This window comes from Wenyingzhuangia heitensis (assembly GCF_011762155.1).
GTDB lineage: Bacteria > Bacteroidota > Bacteroidia > Flavobacteriales > Flavobacteriaceae > Wenyingzhuangia > Wenyingzhuangia heitensis.
This window is the reverse complement of sequence record NZ_JAASQL010000001.1, coordinates 1,697,343-1,714,515: the sequence shown is the minus strand read 5'-3', so window position 1 is coordinate 1,714,515 and position 17,173 is coordinate 1,697,343. Positions and strand designations below refer to the sequence as shown.

16 protein-coding genes are annotated in these 17,173 nt (G+C 33.5%); 3 read left to right on the top strand and 13 right to left on the bottom strand.

All coding sequences use genetic code 11. The features are described 5' to 3' along the window. Positions 1–38: 38 nt before the first annotated feature. Genes FHR24_RS07080 through dnaA form a run of 3 tightly spaced genes read right to left on the bottom strand, consistent with a single transcriptional unit; the run spans position 39 to position 2,639 of the window. Positions 39–743, bottom strand: coding sequence for an SAM-dependent methyltransferase (locus FHR24_RS07080; RefSeq protein WP_167185937.1), 705 nt, complete (start codon positions 741–743; stop codon positions 39–41). A gap of 1 nt (position 744) precedes the next feature. Next, positions 745–1,206, bottom strand: coding sequence for a low molecular weight protein-tyrosine-phosphatase (locus FHR24_RS07075; protein WP_167185934.1), 462 nt, complete (start codon positions 1,204–1,206; stop codon positions 745–747). Between the two features lie 2 nt (positions 1,207–1,208). Further along, positions 1,209–2,639: a chromosomal replication initiator protein DnaA gene (gene dnaA / locus FHR24_RS07070; protein WP_167185930.1), complete on the bottom strand. Its 1,431-nt coding sequence runs from the start codon at positions 2,637–2,639 to the stop codon at positions 1,209–1,211. A 193-nt stretch (positions 2,640–2,832) separates the two neighbouring features. Between dnaA and FHR24_RS07065 the strand changes: the two genes are divergently transcribed. After that, positions 2,833–3,234, top strand: a complete 402-nt coding sequence (locus FHR24_RS07065; RefSeq protein ID WP_167185927.1) for an acyl-CoA thioesterase — start codon at positions 2,833–2,835, stop codon at positions 3,232–3,234. A 1-nt stretch (position 3,235) separates the two neighbouring features. Here the strand turns inward: FHR24_RS07065 and FHR24_RS07060 are convergent, their stop codons facing one another. From FHR24_RS07060 to FHR24_RS07045, 4 genes are read right to left on the bottom strand one after another with little or no spacing between them, the layout of a single operon-like run. After that, positions 3,236–3,856: an IMPACT family protein gene (locus FHR24_RS07060; protein WP_167185924.1), complete on the bottom strand. Its 621-nt coding sequence runs from the start codon at positions 3,854–3,856 to the stop codon at positions 3,236–3,238. Further along, on the bottom strand, positions 3,853–4,719 hold the full coding sequence (locus tag FHR24_RS07055) for an EamA/RhaT family transporter (protein WP_167185921.1): 867 nt from the start codon (positions 4,717–4,719) through the stop codon (positions 3,853–3,855). Before FHR24_RS07055 ends, FHR24_RS07060 begins: the two co-directional genes overlap by 4 nt. A gap of 1 nt (position 4,720) precedes the next feature. Beyond that, entirely contained in the window at positions 4,721–5,770 is a 1,050-nt protein-coding gene (gene ribD, locus FHR24_RS07050) for a bifunctional diaminohydroxyphosphoribosylaminopyrimidine deaminase/5-amino-6-(5-phosphoribosylamino)uracil reductase RibD (RefSeq protein ID WP_167185918.1), read from the bottom strand. Continuing rightward, the gene (locus FHR24_RS07045) at positions 5,770–6,237 is read right to left on the bottom strand and encodes an LEA type 2 family protein (protein WP_167185915.1); all 468 of its coding nucleotides are present in this window, start codon (positions 6,235–6,237) and stop codon (positions 5,770–5,772) included. Before FHR24_RS07045 ends, ribD begins: the two co-directional genes overlap by 1 nt. Positions 6,238–6,286: 49 nt before the next feature. Between FHR24_RS07045 and prmC the strand changes: the two genes are divergently transcribed. Both prmC and trmD read left to right on the top strand, forming a co-directional pair. Next, entirely contained in the window at positions 6,287–7,132 is an 846-nt protein-coding gene (gene prmC, locus FHR24_RS07040; protein WP_167185912.1) for a peptide chain release factor N(5)-glutamine methyltransferase, read from the top strand. A 90-nt stretch (positions 7,133–7,222) separates the two neighbouring features. Next, on the top strand, positions 7,223–7,900 hold the full coding sequence (gene trmD / locus FHR24_RS07035; RefSeq protein WP_167185909.1) for a tRNA (guanosine(37)-N1)-methyltransferase TrmD: 678 nt from the start codon (positions 7,223–7,225) through the stop codon (positions 7,898–7,900). Here the strand turns inward: trmD and FHR24_RS07030 are convergent, their stop codons facing one another. From FHR24_RS07030 to FHR24_RS07005, 6 genes are read right to left on the bottom strand one after another with little or no spacing between them, the layout of a single operon-like run. Beyond that, positions 7,901–8,740 (bottom strand): SDR family NAD(P)-dependent oxidoreductase, encoded by an 840-nt coding sequence (locus tag FHR24_RS07030; protein ID WP_167185906.1) that lies wholly within the window; start codon positions 8,738–8,740, stop codon positions 7,901–7,903. A gap of 37 nt (positions 8,741–8,777) precedes the next feature. Continuing rightward, positions 8,778–11,594: an Ig-like domain-containing protein gene (locus FHR24_RS07025; protein ID WP_167185902.1), complete on the bottom strand. Its 2,817-nt coding sequence runs from the start codon at positions 11,592–11,594 to the stop codon at positions 8,778–8,780. Between the two features lie 6 nt (positions 11,595–11,600). Beyond that, on the bottom strand, positions 11,601–12,677 hold the full coding sequence (locus FHR24_RS07020) for a glycoside hydrolase family 117 protein (RefSeq protein WP_167185899.1): 1,077 nt from the start codon (positions 12,675–12,677) through the stop codon (positions 11,601–11,603). 26 nt (positions 12,678–12,703) lie between these two features. Next, entirely contained in the window at positions 12,704–13,552 is an 849-nt protein-coding gene (locus FHR24_RS07015; protein WP_167185896.1) for a sugar phosphate isomerase/epimerase family protein, read from the bottom strand. A gap of 11 nt (positions 13,553–13,563) precedes the next feature. Next, positions 13,564–15,168 (bottom strand): MFS transporter, encoded by a 1,605-nt coding sequence (locus FHR24_RS07010; protein WP_167185893.1) that lies wholly within the window; start codon positions 15,166–15,168, stop codon positions 13,564–13,566. A 6-nt stretch (positions 15,169–15,174) separates the two neighbouring features. Beyond that, entirely contained in the window at positions 15,175–17,169 is a 1,995-nt protein-coding gene (locus FHR24_RS07005) for an agarase (protein WP_167185890.1), read from the bottom strand. Between the last annotated feature and the right edge of the window lie 4 nt (positions 17,170–17,173).

The window sequence follows — 17,173 nt, the reverse complement described above, 5'->3', positions numbered from 1 at the left end:
AATAAGATTTGGCTTTTTATATCACTATAAAAATAGTTTTATGCGTGTATAATAAAAATTGCAGGAATTTTATGTAATTCTGGATTTTGATGTTTCCATTCTGCCACCGTATATGTTTTAATATATTCCTTAGGCATAGTTATATCCGCAGCAATACACAAACTTGTATTTGGTGATAACGTTGCTTTTAAATCATCTAACATTTTATGATTACGATAAGGAGTTTCTATAAAAATCTGAGATTGTTTGTGCTCTTTAGACAAACGCTCTAATCTTTTAATCTCTCTTTTTCTTTCCGCTTTATCAATAGGTAAATAACCATTAAAAGCAAAACTTTGTCCATTCATACCACTCGCCATCATAGCCATCAATATAGACGAAGGTCCCACTAAAGGAATTACTCTAATTCCTTTTTTATGAGCCAAAGCAACCACATCAGAACCAGGATCTGCAACAGCAGGAACTCCAGCTTCTGACAATAAACCAATAGATTGCCCCTCCATACAAACATCTAAATAAGTATTAACCTCTACAGCATCTACATATTTATCAATTAGCTTTAACTCTAAACCAGGTTGAGACTTTGATGGTGTTATTTTTTTAATAAACCTTCTAGCAGATTTCTCATTTTCTACAATAAAATGATTCAAACTTTCTACCACAGATTTTACCGATATTGGCATTACTTCCAATGGTTCATTATCTCCTAAAGTAGTAGGTATTAAATATAAATTTCCTTTCATATTACTGACTTATTTTTTGAATGATAACCTCACAGGCTTTGTCTAACATTTGATACACATTTTCAAATCCATTACCTTCTCCATAATATGGATCGGGAACAGAAATATCCTCTCCCGGATGCAATTCATTCATAATCATAAAAACTTTGGCTTTTTCAGCTTCTGTACTGGCCAATGTTAATATATTTCTATAATTAGATTCATCCATTGCATAGATATAATCAAATGTACTTAAGTCGGATACTTGAATTTTTCTTGCTCGTTGATCTGTAATATCTATTCCGTATTTTTTTGCAACTTGTATAGATCTTGAGTCAGGTAAATTCCCAACATGATAGGCACCTGTACCTGCAGAATCAACTTGTATATTTTTAGAATCTAGTTTAGATTTTAAAATTCCTTCTGCTAATGGAGATCTACAAATATTCCCCAAACAAACCATTAAAACCTTAGTGGGTTTCATTTTTAGAATGATAATTTTTTAGAAATTTCCTCTACATACGTTTTAAAATTCTTGTCTGTAGCTGCTAAATTATCAACCGTTTTACAAGCATGTAACACAGTAGCGTGATCTCTTTTTCCTATTTGCGCTCCAATACTTGCCAAAGACGACTTTGTTAATTTCTTAGAGAAATACATCGCCAATTGTCTTGCTTGTACAATGTGCCGTTTTCTGGTTTTAGATTGTAAGGTTGCTAAATCTATTTCAAAATATTTAGAAACAACTTTCTGAATATAATCTACAGAAACTTCTTTTTTAGTATTCTTAACAAATTTATCAACAATAGTTTTAGCCAAAGAAAGACTAAATTCTTTTTTATTAAATGCAGATTGCGCAATTAAAGAAGTAACAACTCCTTCTAACTCTCTAACATTTGTTTTTATGTGTTTGGCAATAAACTCAATAACATCATCAGGAACTTCTACACCATCTCTGTACAAACGGTTTTTTAAAATATGAATTCTTGTTTCGTAATCAGGTGCTTGTAACTCTGCAGACAATCCCCATTTAAAACGAGACAACAAACGTTGCTCTATATCCTGCATATCTACAGGAGCTTTGTCTGATGTTAAAATTACTTGCTTACCATTTTGATGCAATTCGTTAAAAATTTGGAAAAAAGCATCTTGAGTTTTTGTTTTCCCTGATAAAAACTGAATATCATCTACAATTAATACATCTATCATTTGATAAAAATGTAAAAAATCATTTCTGTTATTGTTCTTTAAAACAGCATCTCCGTATTGTTGAATAAACTTTTCGGTAGATACATACAATACCGTTTTGTCTGGATATTTATCTTTTACCTGAACACCAATAGCATGTGCTAAGTGTGTTTTACCCAATCCTACTCCACCATAAATCATTAAGGGATTAAAAGAAGTACCTCCTGGTTTGTTGGCAACTGCCATACCTGCAGATCTTCCTAATCGATTAGATTCTCCTTCCATAAAATTTTCAAAACAGTAATTTGGGTTTAAGTTAGACTCCACCTTTACTTTTTGCAAACCTGGAATAATAAATGGATTTTTAACTTCTCTACTAATATTTTTAGCAGGAAAAGTAACATTCTGAGCTTTCATAGGAGCTCTGTTAGAACTTGGTATTTTTACAGTTTGTGGTACTTTACTACTGTAGGAGTTTTCTAAACGTACATCGTACAAAAGCCTAGCATCTTTCCCCAATTCTCTAACCAATGCACTCCTCATGATTTTAACGTAGTTCTCTTCTAGAAATTCAAAAAAGAATTTACTAGGGACCTGAATTGTTAAAGCTCCACCTTCTAATTTAACGGGTACAATAGGTTCAAACCAAGTTTTGTAACCAACTGGAGTAATATTGTCCTTTATAAATCTTAAGCAGGAAGCCCACACATCTTCGGCTGTTTTTATCATAGTATTCGTTAGCACTTAATTCGTTTAGTTTTATTCTTTATTTTTGCACCTAGTTTAGCGAACCTAAATCAAATAAACAAGGTACTTCTTGGGGACTACAAAAGTGTGAATAAAATTCATTATAAAAAAACCCTTTGCCTATTGTATTTCATGTTTTTTTTACATACACTAATATTAATTTTACAATTAACACATGATAACTAAAAACTATAGTTTTAGAGTAAAATATTACGAAACAGACAAGATGCAATATGTGCATCATAGCAACTATGCTAGATACTTTGAAACCGCTCGTATAGAGTATCTTAGAGAAGTTGGAATCTCTTACAAAAGTATGGAAGACATGGGTGTAATGCTACCTGTGGTAGACTTAAAAACTACTTTTAAAAAACCTGCAAAATACGATGATTTTTTAACGATAAAAACTGCTATAAAACAGACTCCCGATGTTAAAATTATATTTACCTATAAAGTGTATAATCAGCACGATGAATTGTTAACAACTGGAGAATCTACATTGGTGTTTGTAGACATGCAAAGAAACAGACCTATTAGATGTCCTGAAAATATTTTAAAAACAATTTTAAATCAATAAGTTATTCTTCATCTGCAACAGTAATTTTAACACAACGTAATTCTTCAAAAGCTTGAATTACGTTGTTAAAAATAGCCACAGGAGAAAGTAATGTAAAATTGCAGTCTAAATACATTTCTTGCTTTTCAATTTCAAGATCGTAGGTCTTAATAATTCGCATTACTTTATCTACATGCTCATAAGAACTATTTATTAGAAAAGATTTTTTTATTGTTTTTTCTTGTATGTTTGCTTCTGCTAAAGTTTCTTCAGCACAAGTTCTATAAGCTTTTATCAAACCTCCTACACCCAATTTTATCCCCCCAAAATAACGAACCACAATCAATAACACATTGGTCACATCTTTTGCCAATAATTGTCCGTAAATGGGTTGTCCTGCCGTGTTGCTAGGTTCACCGTCATCATTTACCCTATACGTTAATCCATCAAAATCTAATCGATATGCATAACACCAATGTCTAGCATCGTGGTATTGTTTTTTTATTTCTTCTAAACGTTCTTTAACCTCTTCTTCGGTAGTTACCGGAAACAAAAAACCAATAAACTTACTCCCTTTGTCTTTATACAATACTTGAGTTACGGGTGTGTCTATTGTATTGTAAGTTGTTAATTCTTTACTCATATGGCAAAATATAATAAAACAATTGCAAATGCAGACATTGCTATTCCTATATAATTTTGTTTGCTTAATTTTTCCTTATACAAAACCACTCCTAAAAAAACAGAAAGCAACACCACTAGCAAGTTATTTAATGAAAATACCAATGCTGTTTGTATTGTTCCGTAAGACAAAGCTTTTAAAATATAATAAATAGAAAAATAGTTAGGAACTCCCAAAACCAGACCACCAACAATACTTTTAAATGTAATACGGAGTTTGCCCAGAGCGTATTTTATCAAACATAACGCTACTCCTATGACTCCACAAAACCAAAACAAAGAAGTTGAGAAAATGGCAATTTCATCCTGAGGAACTAAAAAAGTTTGCATGTGATTGATTAATGAATCTGCCAAACCACTCCCAATAAAGATAAAGAAAGGCAAATACCAAAAACGTTTGTCAAACTTATCTACTCCTTCTTTTTTAGACGTAAACCAAACTCCTAACAAAGCTGCTACAATTCCTAGTATTTTTAAAGGTCCTAATGCCTCATTATACAACAAAACACCAAAACTTATGGGAATTACCACACTCATTTTATTGGCAACAGACATTACAGACAAACCTCCTTTCTGAGCGGTAAGTGCCATTAAATTAAATACAATAATAAAAATTGTGGAAATTCCAACAGCTCCCCAAACCCAAGGTTTGTCTACATAAAAAGTAGTAAAAGTAAAAGAACCACTAAAAAAACTACCTATAAGCAATGCTGTAAAATAGCTAACTACAATTCCTACAAGGTTGTCTATTTTAAACCTATTAAACTCTTTTAGTGTTAAAAAAGCTGCCGTTGTAAAAAAAATGCTTAGTAAGAGATAAACCATTTTAGCTAGAAATATAATGTTTTAACAAATCTCCTTGCAAATAAGATTCTTTTATTGGTTTTAATTTTATTTCTGGAGCAGTTACTCCTTTGGTAAATTGAGATTTCCCCACAAAAACCAAAGCTTCATCCCATAAATCTTCCTCAATAAAAGAAGTTAGTAATTGTTTTCCTCCTTCTACCAATACAGACTGTATGTTTTCTTGATGCAATTCTGCCAAAATTTGAGGCAAAATACTTTTAGAAAAATCTATTTGTTTGAACACCACATTTTCATGAACTGCATTTTGCTCGGTAAACACAAAAGTTTTTACTTCTCCGCTATACAAGCTATAATGTTGTGGCACTTTAAGCGTTCTATCTACCAGAATTCTAATAGGAGATGCTCCTGCAACACTTCTTGTCGTCAAACTAGGGTTGTCTTTTAGAGCCGTTTTGGTTCCTACCAAAATAGCATGCTCTTCTGCTCTAATTTGATGTACTTTTTGTTGTGACAATTCGTTAGAAATCCATGTGGGTTTAGCATCTTCTATTCCATCAACAATTCTTTCTTTATCTATAAATCCATCTTTAGTTTCTGCCCATTTTAAAATTACATAAGGCCTTTGTTTGTTATGGAATGTTAAAAAACGTTTGTGCAATTCTAAACACTCCTCTTCTAAAATTCCTACATGTACCTCTCTACCCGCTTTCAACAAAATTTCTATTCCTTTACCCGATACTTTTGAAAAAGTATCCATGCAACCAATGTAAATTTTCGGGATTTTTTTTGCCTCTATCAAATTAGCACAAGGGGGCGTTTTTCCGTAATGCGAGCAAGGTTCTAAGGTAACATACATGGTAGATTTGCTTAGTAAACTCTCATCTTTTACTGAATTGATTGCGTTTACCTCTGCATGGGGTCCTCCATAAGCATCTGTATAACCTTCACCAATAATTACATCATTACAAACTATTACAGCTCCTACAGACGGATTAGGGTAAGACAATCTTGTTCCTTTATGCCCCAAAGCAATCGCTCGTTGCATGTATTTTAAATGCATTGCATCCATTACTTTAAAATTTTAACTTTTTCAGAAAAATGAATTGGATACTCTTTTTTGACTAACATTTTTTTAAAAGTTGCCTTTCCATCTAACTTCACATCAATTTGATTGGATATAATACTGCTTAAAATAGATCCTAATAACCCTTTTTTAGAATCGAATAACTGACCATAAGACAACTTAATTTCTAAAGGAACCGAAAAGTCTTTTCTAGACGGAACTTTAACTTCCTGATTTTTTAATTTTCCTAAATCAATGTCGTTAACCACTGCATGCAAATCTATTAAAGACATTTTTCCTCCCACTCTATTAGGATTGTTAAATTTTAAACCTGCTTTTATCGTAATAGAATCATTAATAATTTTAGATACTTTAACATCTCCAACTCCTCTGTACTCTGGAGCTTTTAAATTAGAACAAGACACTACAAAAAGTGTAGCTATTAAAAGGAAACTTATTTTTACGAAATTCATATGTGTATATTTGTAATCGCAACAAAAATATCAATAAATAAACCAATTAATGACTTTACTAACATTTAAACAAAAATTGTATACCACTTTAGAGAGTCATTACCCTAAAACGGAACTAGATTCTTTTTTTAAAATTATTTTAGAAGATGTTTTAAAATTGTCTAAAATTGACTTTGCCTTAGAACCTAATTCAACTATTTCGGATCAAAAAAGTGATGAAATTGATGATATTATAAAAGGATTAGAACAACATCAACCCATTCAACATTTAATTGGTTTTACAGAATTTATGGATTTAAAACTAGAAGTAAATCAGCATGTTTTAATTCCTAGACCCGAAACTGAAGAATTGGTCCATTGGATTGTGGATGATTTTAAAAACAACACCCCAATTGATGTGTTAGATATTGGTACGGGGTCTGGTTGTATTCCCATTGCCCTATCTACAAACATGAAAAATGCCAATGTTTCTACTATAGATGTTTCCATAAAAGCAATTGCAACCGCAAAAAGAAATGCAACCACCAACAATGCAACTATTCAATTTATTCACCAAGATATTTTAGCGACCAAAAAACTAACCAATCAATACGATGTAATTGTTAGCAATCCTCCTTATGTTAGAGATTTAGAAAAAATAGAAATTCAAAAAAATGTGTTAAATTTTGAACCTCATCTTGCTCTTTTTGTTTCCAATGACGATCCTTTAGTTTTTTACAGACACATTGCTCAACTAGCAAAAACGGCCTTAAAACCAAATGGAATATTGTATTACGAAATAAATCAATACCTAGGAAAAGAAACGGTTGAATTGCTACAAAATCTTGGATTTAAAAATATTGAACTAAAAAAAGATGTATTTGGAAACGATAGAATGATCAAAGCCTCTTTTTAGTACATAGGACTCAACACATAGCACTAAGTAACTTTACATTTAATACTTTGTACTCTTTACTAAAACACTACTTTTACAAAAATTTTCAACATGAGAATAGACATCATCACCGTATCTCCAGAATTAATAAAAAGCCCGTTTGAACACTCTATCATGAAAAGAGCACAAGACAAAGGTTTAGCAGAAGTTCACTTTCATAATTTAAGAGATTATGCCATTAATGATTACGGTAAAATTGATGATATGCAATTTGGTGGTGGTGCAGGTATGGTTTTGATGATAGAACCTATTGATGCTTGTATTAGCAAACTAAAAGCAGCAAGAGAATATGATGAAATTATTTACATGACTCCCGATGCCCCTACTCTAAACCAGCGTACCGCCAACCATCTTTCTATGAAAGAAAACATAATTATTTTGTGTGGACATTACAAAGGAGTAGACCAACGCGTACGTGATTTATTTATTACCAAAGAAATATCTATTGGAGATTATGTACTAAGTGGTGGAGAATTAGGTGCAGCTGTTTTATGTGATACTATTCTTAGATTAATCCCTGGTGTTTTAGGTGATGAAACTTCTGCCTTAACAGATTCTTTTCAAGACGATTTGTTATCACCACCTGTATACACTAGACCTGCTGATTATAAAGGAACCAAAGTCCCTGAGGTTTTAACAAGTGGTAACTTTCCAAAAATTGAAGAATGGAGAGCTGACAAAGCTTTAGAACTTACCGAAAGAGTAAGACCTGACTTGTTAGAGGATTGATTATTTTTTTAAATGCAACAACCCTAATCCTTTTTGTACATACTTATCAACATCCAACAAAACAGCTTTCATTTCATCATCATCTGCTAAAAAATAGCGACCTGTCAAAGCATTGGCTTTTCCACTTATTAATACCTCTATCATTTCTATAGAATCTTCTATATTAGACATCTTACCATGTTTTAACGTATTCTCTAACCTTGGCATGTATTTTTTACAAACATCAGAATCCACCAATTTCTCGGTTCTTTTGTTACGTATAAACCCTGGATTAAAAGCAAAAGTTTTAATTTCTAAATTTTCAGCTTCCAATTCCAATGCTAATGTTTCCGTAAATTTCACAATGGCAGTTTTGGCAGCTCCATATGCAGAACCATAAGATTTTGGCTTTTGTACACCACCTCCTCCTAGATTTATTACATACCCGTAATTTTTAGCTTTCATTAGATTAATGGCAATTGCAGATCCAATATAGGCTGTGTTTAAGTTCAGTGCTACTTCATTCCACCAATTCTTAGGCTCTAATTCCCAAGTAGGTCCAATAGCATTGTGGTTGTTTACTCCTACATTATTAATCCAAACATCTATTCTACCAAACTGTTTTTTTATTTTCTTAGCTACCACCTCAACGGCTTCAGCATCCATCATATCTACCAATTCAATAGTAGCTTCTCCACCTACGGATTGAGTTTCGTTATTAATTTTATTTGCAAGATTTAACAAAGCCTCCTTGTTTCTTCCCAAGCAAACAATATAATTTCCTTTTTTAGCTAATCCCAAAGCTAGCATACTTCCCACACCGCCGCTAGCTCCTGTTATTACAATTATTTTTTGATTCATTTTATCTATTTTAATCTTTGACTTTGTTTACTAACTCTTAAGGAAAAACGGTAATCACACTAAAATCTGAAAAACGACCGTCTTTGGTTGTAGCCCATATTTTGGTTTGTCCCTTGCTTACTGGAGTAACTTCTCCTTTTTTGTTGACTTTCGCAATACCTGGGTTTTCCGATTTCCAAACAATCTTTTGTCCGTAATAATCTGAATTAATAATCTTAGCACTTAATTGCACCTTTTTACGATCTTTACTTTCCACAACATCCTGAGACACTTTAACCACTTGTACCTTGTCTCCATTTTCTATTTTTCCTTTGTAAAAACCACAACCTCTAGAAGCCAACCACAGCTCACCTGCATTGTGTATATCAAATTTTATATCTTCTATTTGATGCGGAATTCCAATATTTTTATTATTCTTAGTCCAAGTTTTTCCACGATCACGACTGATAAATACTCCTGGGTTTTTAGCAGTGAACTTTACCGTTACAGCAATTAGGTTATGATCAAAAGGAGAAACCTCTACACATTCTACTTCTGGGTAGGTAAATATTTGATTCCAAGAGTATCCAAAATCATCTGTATACCAAACACCTCCTGTTTTAGCTTTTCTGTATCCTGTAGAAATATACATACGGTTGGTATGATCTATTGTTATAAAATGAACTCCTTTTACCTTTTTAGGAGTATTAATTTTAGTCCATGTTGTTCCTCGGTTTGTTGAATGATATAAGCCTCCTTCTTTTGTATTAGGAGCTTCTTTAAAATATCCCGACTGACTGTGTTGAGCTGCCGCAAATAAAGAAGCACGTGTTTCATCTCTTGGGTCAAATTCAATATCGTTAATTCTGCTAGGAGAAGGCAAACCAGCATTGCTTTGCTGAAACGTTTTTCCATAATCCTTAGATACAAAAAAACCTCCTTCTAATCCGCGTTTAGCATTTACTATTTGAGTAATTCCATAATACATATATTGATTATTGATAGGATCTATAGTCAATCCATTGGTATAAAAATCATCAAACCATTTTTTAGTTGCAGGTGTAGCTACAGAATACTCCTTCCAATTTTGTCCGCCATCTTTACTTTTATACATGTATTGTTTTTCTTCTTGTCGACTAGAAGTAGAATATACCGTTTTTGCATCATAAGGATCAAAAGCAATACAGTTTACAGACGATTGTGTGCTGTTTACAAATTGTAAAGCTTGAGTTCCATTCAATTTTTCTCCAGTAGGAATCCAAAGATAATTTTCACTAGAACCTAAAAGAGTCGATTTAAATCGTTTGTCTTGTGCTATATGTAACGCTGGTAAATTACTATTTCCACGTCCTACAATTGCTCCAGAAGGTGTTGTATCTTCGTCTACTTGATGCCAGCTTTTTCCGTGGTCTGTACTTAACATAGTACTATGGTCAGACACCATCATCACACTTCCATCCACACCAACATCCATTGCTCTTAAAGAACGTAAAGCATAATCGGTTCCAAAACGCATATGCGGAGAATAATGTCCTACGGTCATATTTTGATGTGTAGGATTGTTTCTAGATTTCCAATACTGTTTGTCTTTTTCCCAAGCATCAGTATACATTCTTGCAGTATTTGTCCATTTTCTTCCATAATTATCTGTTGTCCAAACACGACCTGGTAAAATAGAATACGATTTTTGAGGATCTGCAAAACCAATATATAAAGCTCCTTCTCGACTTGGGTCTGCACAAATCATATTAAAACTTTGTACAGCATTTTTAGGCAATTCAGGATATAGTTTTTTTGCTTTACTAGACGAAATCCCAAACCATTTGGCAATGTATTTGTAATAGTTTTGTGGTACTCCACCACTCAATTGATTGATATCTAACCCTAAATCTCCATTCATTTTTCTCCAAGTTACTCCTTCATCTTCTGAATAAAAAATTCCTCCGGTACAAGTAGTTGTTTTACCCATAGGCTGGTAATGAACCTGGTCTATTAGATACAAAATAAACTGACCTGTTTTGGCATTGTAATAAAAGTCCATATCTCTAATAATATCATTCTCTAACTTTCCTTTAGAAATATGCTTCCAACTTTTTCCTCCGTTATCAGAACGATACAATCCGTAGTTAGAAGCCGCAAAAACCTGCTTAGAATTTGTTGGATTTACAATAATATTCCCTACTTGTGCTTTAGGATGAATTCCTTTATTAGACAGATACCAACTTTTACCTCCATTTTTAGTTCTCCATAATTTCCCTTCTAACAGAGCACTATTTCCATGTGGTGTTGCTGCTGTACTTTTCTGAAAAGAAGAAACCCACATTTGTCTTTTTACATTAGCACCACCTGCTGCATACCAAACATTTTTATCTGTAGGATCAATAGCCAAAGTAGCCATTTTAGGTTTCCATCCTTCTAAATCGCTTCCATCCGTATCTACTTTATACCAAGGACAATTAGGCACAACTTTCCAGGTTTTTCCTGTATCTGTACTTTGCCACAATTCTGATCGTCCTAAAGCCAACGCAAAAGTAGGTTCACTTACAGAGTAACCTAAGTCTCTTAAATGATAAAAAGAGCCATCACCATCAGGGTCAGTAGTTCCATACCAACTCGTTCCATTATTTTCTGTTTGATAGGCATTCCACATATCCGGACAAAAAGCCACTAATTTTGGAATGGTTGGATGGTAACGCAATAAATTAGCAAAACCCGAATTTCCTGCAGACATAGATTCCCATACAACGGTATTTGTAGATGCCACGGACTCCTTTTCTAATTTTTTAAAAAAGGATTCTTGTGCCGAACTTACCACCCCTGTTAAAAGCAAAAGGATCAGTAAAACTAACTTATTTGAATATTCTTTAATTTTCATCTTATTTTATTTTCTAAAAATGTAATTCTCTTTATTTGTATAACACTGTTTCATGTACTCATCCAAATCAAACCGCTTCATAAAACCTGTTTGACTGTCTACTTCATGACACAATCCCCAGCTCAATCCTTGCAAAGGCTTTTCAAAACTTTCTTCAAACCTGTACAATCCGTTTGCTTCTGGAGCTCCTTTAATATGAGACATGATTTCAAAATTAATTCCGTCTGATGACCATTGAAGGGTATTCCTTTCATGCCCATCTGTAGTTAACATTGCTGCTATTCCTCCGTTGTAATGCCAAATACAAACTTCATGTCCTGAGTTGGTTACAGGGTTATACTCGCTTCGTACATAAGGTCCTTCAGGTTGGTCTGCAATAGCTACTCCCCATTTGGTTTCTCTACCTCCTGCGTGCATTTGCTCTCCCATTGGTTCTCCTTTGTAATACAAATAGAACTTTCCTTTATAAGCCATTAACGTAGGATCGTGCACTTTATGACTGTCAAAACTTCCTTTTAGTTCTACTCTAAATCGATTGTCTTCTTCTCCTTCCCACTTTCCATCTTTTACAGGTTCTAAAATAGGGCCATCTACTTTTTTCCATGGTCCTTCTGGACTTTCTGCAACTGCTAAAGAAATACTTTCAAACGAACGTCTCACATAAGGTGACTTTACTGTTTGATACACCAAATAATATTTTCCATTATGAGCCAATACTTCTGGAGTAAAGACACTACGTTCATCATAAGAACCAGTTACTCCTCTAGTAACGGCAACTCCTTGTTCTTCCCAATGCCAACCATCATTACTAGTGGCATGCCATATTTCGCAATAATCCCAAGGAAAGGTTTTGTTATTTGCATCTCCGCTTCCAAAACCAAAACTCCTTCCTGTAGATTTGCTATACCAAACATGGTAAGCTCCATCTACCTTAATAACCGCACTAGGATCACGACGTACTACACCTTTTTCTTGGGTTCCTAAAACTCCCGTGATTTCTGAGGTTTTGAATTCACAATACCATGTTGAATCTTTACTATATTTTTGTGCTCTAATGGTTGCTGCACTTAGTTTTTGTGTCATAATAATATATATTTATAAAGTAGCTTTTACTTACTAGGAACAGAGACCAAATAATTGGCAACCTCATAAAAATAGTCAGCAGATTTTTTTATATGAGCTACCTTGTATTCTGAACTGCTAAAAAATTCTAGAGAAATAATCCCTTTAAATTTTTGACGTTTCAACTCGTGTAATATTCCCGAAACAGGTATTTTTCCTAAACCTAATGGTGCAGGTTTTTTATATCGATCTTTTAGTTGTATTGCTATAATTCTTCCTTCAGCTAACTTTAACATTTCTATAGGATCCAACCCAGATCTTATCCAATTTTCTGTATCTGGATACAAACCAATATACTTGCTCAAATTGTATTTCTTGAGGTAAGAAATCGCAGTTTGTGGATGCCAATATCTAGAAGGTACCGAATGATTGTGGATTCCTACTTTAATTTTATAAGCTTGCGCAAGTGTATCAATATAAGGTAAGTGCTCATACGCTGGTTCGCTCAAAATCATTTTAACATTCATAGCGTTGGCAAACTCAAATAGTTTTTTCCATTCTTCTTTGCTTTCTACGTTAATCACACTAAAATGCTTTAGAGACAATCCTTTTCTTTGAATTATTTTTTGAAGTTTAGATAATTTGCTTTGTGCTATTGTATAATTCATTCGCTCTTTTAAAGTCTCTACTTGCTGAGCTCCTCTATATGCTATAAATGAAGTTATTCCCGTAGCTTTGATACTATCCATTGCCTGTTCTAACGTATTCTTGCTAAAACAAACTGAATGCACAGCCAATTCCCAACCCAATTGATCTGCTCCTGCAGTTTTATATTGTGCCGATAATAGCAAAGGAAAGAATGCTAAAACAATAGCTAGGTATTTTTTAAAAATCATCTTTAAAATAATTATTTCTTTTTAGACATTCCTATCAATTCTGCTTCTATCTCTTCAATAGGTTTGTTTTTTGTCTCTACTAGATTTCTATTCAGCAACACAAAACCTACAACTCCAAATGCCATAAAAATTAAAAAGGTATTTCCTGCTCCTAACACTTCTAATTGCCAAGGAAATAAATTCTGAGCAAAGGCACTGACCAGTGCCGTTATCAATGCAAAAAATGGAATTACTCCACTTCGCAAAGATGTAGGTACAATTTCTGATAGCAATACCCACATAATAGGTCCTAATGAAAAATTATACGCAGCTACAAATAAAATCACTCCAATTAAAATAAGTATCGAATTGATGTTTGCTGTTTTTTGTAAGATCAAACTCGCATATTTATGAGCTTCTTGTTCCCCAAGAGCTTCTTTTAATGCTTTTTTAAAGTTCACATCGCTGTAAAATGTTTTGTTTTCAAGTGGTTTTAATGCCGATACGTTTGGAATTTCTTCTAGTTGAACCAAAGCATTATTACTAATAGTATAGGTTGCAGATTTAAATCCGTAAGAACAAACTCCCAAACAAATAACCATCATAGCAATACCTCCAATAGCAATTGGTTTTCTTCCTAATCTATCTATAAAAGCTAAAGATAAAAGTGTAGCTAAAAAACTAGACAATCCTACCCAAATAGCACTCATAAAAGCACTATCACGACCAATTCCTAATTGTTCAAACAAACTAGGAGCGTAATATTTAATAGCATTGATCCCTGTAATTTGTTGTGCCAATGCGATACTAACTCCAATCAATAAAACTTTTCTTAAACGAGGTGTAAATAACTCTTTTAACTGTGACCAAGCCGAACCTTTTACTCCTTCGTTCTCTATACTTTTTTGAATAGAAATAACTTTTGCATTCACTTCCATTTCGGTAATTTGTTCTCCTGTAGCACTTGGCAACAATCGAAACAATACTTTTTTAGCTTCCTCTACTCTTGATTTGTACAATAACCATCGTGAACTTTTGGGAATAGTAAACAATAAAATCAACCAAATAGTAGCAGGAATAATTTCTACTCCCAACATCCATCTCCAAGTATGTTGATCTACTCCTAAAGAGATTGCCCAATCGGCACCAGAATTTGCACCGTGTAATATAATATAGTTGATGCAATACGCAGCCAACAACCCTACTCCAATATTGATCTGATTCAGTGACACCAACTTCCCTCTCATTTTTGGAGGAGAAACCTCTCCAATGTACATACTTGCTAAAGAGAGAGACGAAAATGCCAAACCTCCCAAGAAACGAGCCGCAAACAAGGTATTAAAACTTGTTGCAAAGGTTGATGATACCGCAGAAACTACATACAAAGCAGCTACCATAATCAAAGCAGATTTCCTTCCCAAGCGTTCACTTATAACACTTGCCAATGGCAATGCGACTAAAGCTCCCCAGGCAGAGGCACTTGCAATCAATCCTTTTTCAAATTCAGATAAACCAAATTCTACTTTTAAAAAATCTACGGTTCCAGAAATTAATGCTACATCTAAACCAAATATAAAACCTCCTAAAGTGACTACAATAGCAACATATAAAACTCTTTTTGAATTGTTTGCTTTCATACAATTTTACTTTTTACTTCTATTAAATGCTCTTAGGGTAACACTTACAACATGACCTCCATTATCTTGAAACAACACTTCTACCTTGTTGTTTTTTTGTAACAATTGAGTTGCTACAGGAATTTCAATCACACCAAAGAATCTATCTCTGTGGGTTTGTGGTTCTCCTCTATAATTTTCTAGAACGTTAATTTCTGTTCCGTTCACTAATACTTTTGGGTGTAAGTTCTGACCATGATCACGAGCAAGACTGACTCTTAACACGGCTTTACTTTCTTTACTAACAACAACTTCATTAATGTTAAAAGTCGCTTTTTGATGACTTACAATAGGTTGTAAATATTCTTCTGAATAATGTTTAGATTCTTTAGAGATATGAGTCAACTTGACTTTTTTCTTAAATGTGTATTCTAAAATTACGGTTCCCTCTTTGTCTATTGTTACTTTTTTGTTTTCGGTATATACTTCTTCATCAATCACTCCTACTTTACCATCTGGTGCGTGGTAATGTTTCTTTTTTATACTTATCAATTTATTTTTTTTAGTTCCTTCTAAATTGATATCCAACATATTTTCTACTTGTAATAAGTTGTTTGCAATTACATACACCTTGTTTTTATCTACATAGGCATCTGTTTGTATGTCTATATTATCGGTAGCAATATCCAAACGTTTTCCTTTTACGTCTGACCATAGTTGATAGAATTTAACCAAATCTGTATACACCCATTTGTCTCCTGTTTCTCCTTCAGCTTCAAATTGCTGACGTAACAATCTACTTCTATAAGGGTTTCCTTTTTTATCTCTTCCCCATTCACATTTTAGCATAAAAAATGGCAAGGCCAATTCTATGTTTTGTGGTTGATCCATAAAACTCATCAACAAAGAGTTTACACTTTTTACATACAACCAATCTCTGTAACGAGACCAAGGAGCAAACTTTAAATGATGTCCTACCTGTACCGTATATTCTGTTATGGCCAAAGGCATTACTTTGTTCAATTTAATCATGCTGTATTGTTGCAATAAATCTAACGTGGCTTCTACACTACTCCCTTTCCTCCATCTTTGGTACACCGTACCATCTTTTCTTAAATGATTAGGGTTGTCATAAATATGAATAGACCAAAAATCTAGATTGTTACCTGTAACATCTATAAAATTCTTCCATCTATAGTCCCATCGTTTAAAATCAAACTTTTCAAAATGTGGAAAAGCAGTTGCAAATCCTCCTACTTTTACATCTGGATTTATTTCTTTTACCTTTTTAGCAACCACATTATGAAACTCCGCCATTTGTGTAGTGGTAGCTCTCTCAAACTCCATATCTGGAGTTCCTCTTTCTTTTAACAAATCCCACAAAGGTTCGTTAATCACTTCCATATATTTGGGTCTTGGTTCTCCTTCTTCACCAAAAAAGTTTTTCATATATGCAGCTACAAACTCAGCAGATGCCGTTCCAAAAGGATGTTCTTTGGTATCCTCATCAGACAAGGTCCAACCTAATTTATTTTTATAGCCATTAGGCCAAAGTGGATGGAATTGAGATACCACCATCATGTTTTTGGTTCTGTATTCTAAATGTTCAAAACCGTACTTTTTCTTTTTCCAACTGTAATGCTTTCGATTTTTTTCTCCAGATTCACGCAACTTTGCCAAATCTACATAGCCAGGACGATTTGCATCTTCTGCTGCACTTTTTAAAGCTCCTGTTAAGCCACCAGATTCACGACCTAAATACACATCGTATTTTTCTAAAAAGTCTGCTCTTACATCTGGTATTACATTGTCTCCTTGCCAATCGGATCCTTTTAAATCTGCATGTAATGTGATGTATTTGGTTCTATCAAAAGAATCTATCCCATTTACTACGTGATTGGTGTTTAGTGTAACGTTGATTTTTGTTTCTGGAGCATCACCATATTGTGCAAAACAAGAAGTTCCTGCAACGAACAACATTCCTAATAGGAACAAGTTCTTTTTTATCTTTTTCTGTATCATTATT

Excerpts from the sequence above, each read along its gene's own strand:
- FHR24_RS07080 (WP_167185937.1), bottom strand. The coding sequence starts at position 743 with ATGAAAGGAAATTTATATTTAATACCTACTACTTTAGGAGATAATGAA.
- FHR24_RS07075 (WP_167185934.1), bottom strand. The coding sequence starts at position 1,206 with ATGAAACCCACTAAGGTTTTAATGGTTTGTTTGGGGAATATTTGTAGA.
- dnaA (WP_167185930.1), bottom strand. The coding sequence starts at position 2,639 with ATGATAAAAACAGCCGAAGATGTGTGGGCTTCCTGCTTAAGATTTATA.
- FHR24_RS07065 (WP_167185927.1), top strand. The coding sequence starts at position 2,833 with ATGATAACTAAAAACTATAGTTTTAGAGTAAAATATTACGAAACAGAC.
- FHR24_RS07060 (WP_167185924.1), bottom strand. The coding sequence starts at position 3,856 with ATGAGTAAAGAATTAACAACTTACAATACAATAGACACACCCGTAACT.
- FHR24_RS07055 (WP_167185921.1), bottom strand. The coding sequence starts at position 4,719 with ATGGTTTATCTCTTACTAAGCATTTTTTTTACAACGGCAGCTTTTTTA.
- ribD (WP_167185918.1), bottom strand. The coding sequence starts at position 5,770 with ATGGATGCAATGCATTTAAAATACATGCAACGAGCGATTGCTTTGGGG.
- FHR24_RS07045 (WP_167185915.1), bottom strand. The coding sequence starts at position 6,237 with ATGAATTTCGTAAAAATAAGTTTCCTTTTAATAGCTACACTTTTTGTA.
- prmC (WP_167185912.1), top strand. The coding sequence starts at position 6,287 with ATGACTTTACTAACATTTAAACAAAAATTGTATACCACTTTAGAGAGT.
- trmD (WP_167185909.1), top strand. The coding sequence starts at position 7,223 with ATGAGAATAGACATCATCACCGTATCTCCAGAATTAATAAAAAGCCCG.
- FHR24_RS07030 (WP_167185906.1), bottom strand. The coding sequence starts at position 8,740 with ATGAATCAAAAAATAATTGTAATAACAGGAGCTAGCGGCGGTGTGGGA.
- FHR24_RS07025 (WP_167185902.1), bottom strand. The coding sequence starts at position 11,594 with ATGAAAATTAAAGAATATTCAAATAAGTTAGTTTTACTGATCCTTTTG.
- FHR24_RS07020 (WP_167185899.1), bottom strand. The coding sequence starts at position 12,677 with ATGACACAAAAACTAAGTGCAGCAACCATTAGAGCACAAAAATATAGT.
- FHR24_RS07015 (WP_167185896.1), bottom strand. The coding sequence starts at position 13,552 with ATGATTTTTAAAAAATACCTAGCTATTGTTTTAGCATTCTTTCCTTTG.
- FHR24_RS07010 (WP_167185893.1), bottom strand. The coding sequence starts at position 15,168 with ATGAAAGCAAACAATTCAAAAAGAGTTTTATATGTTGCTATTGTAGTC.
- FHR24_RS07005 (WP_167185890.1), bottom strand. The coding sequence starts at position 17,169 with ATGATACAGAAAAAGATAAAAAAGAACTTGTTCCTATTAGGAATGTTG.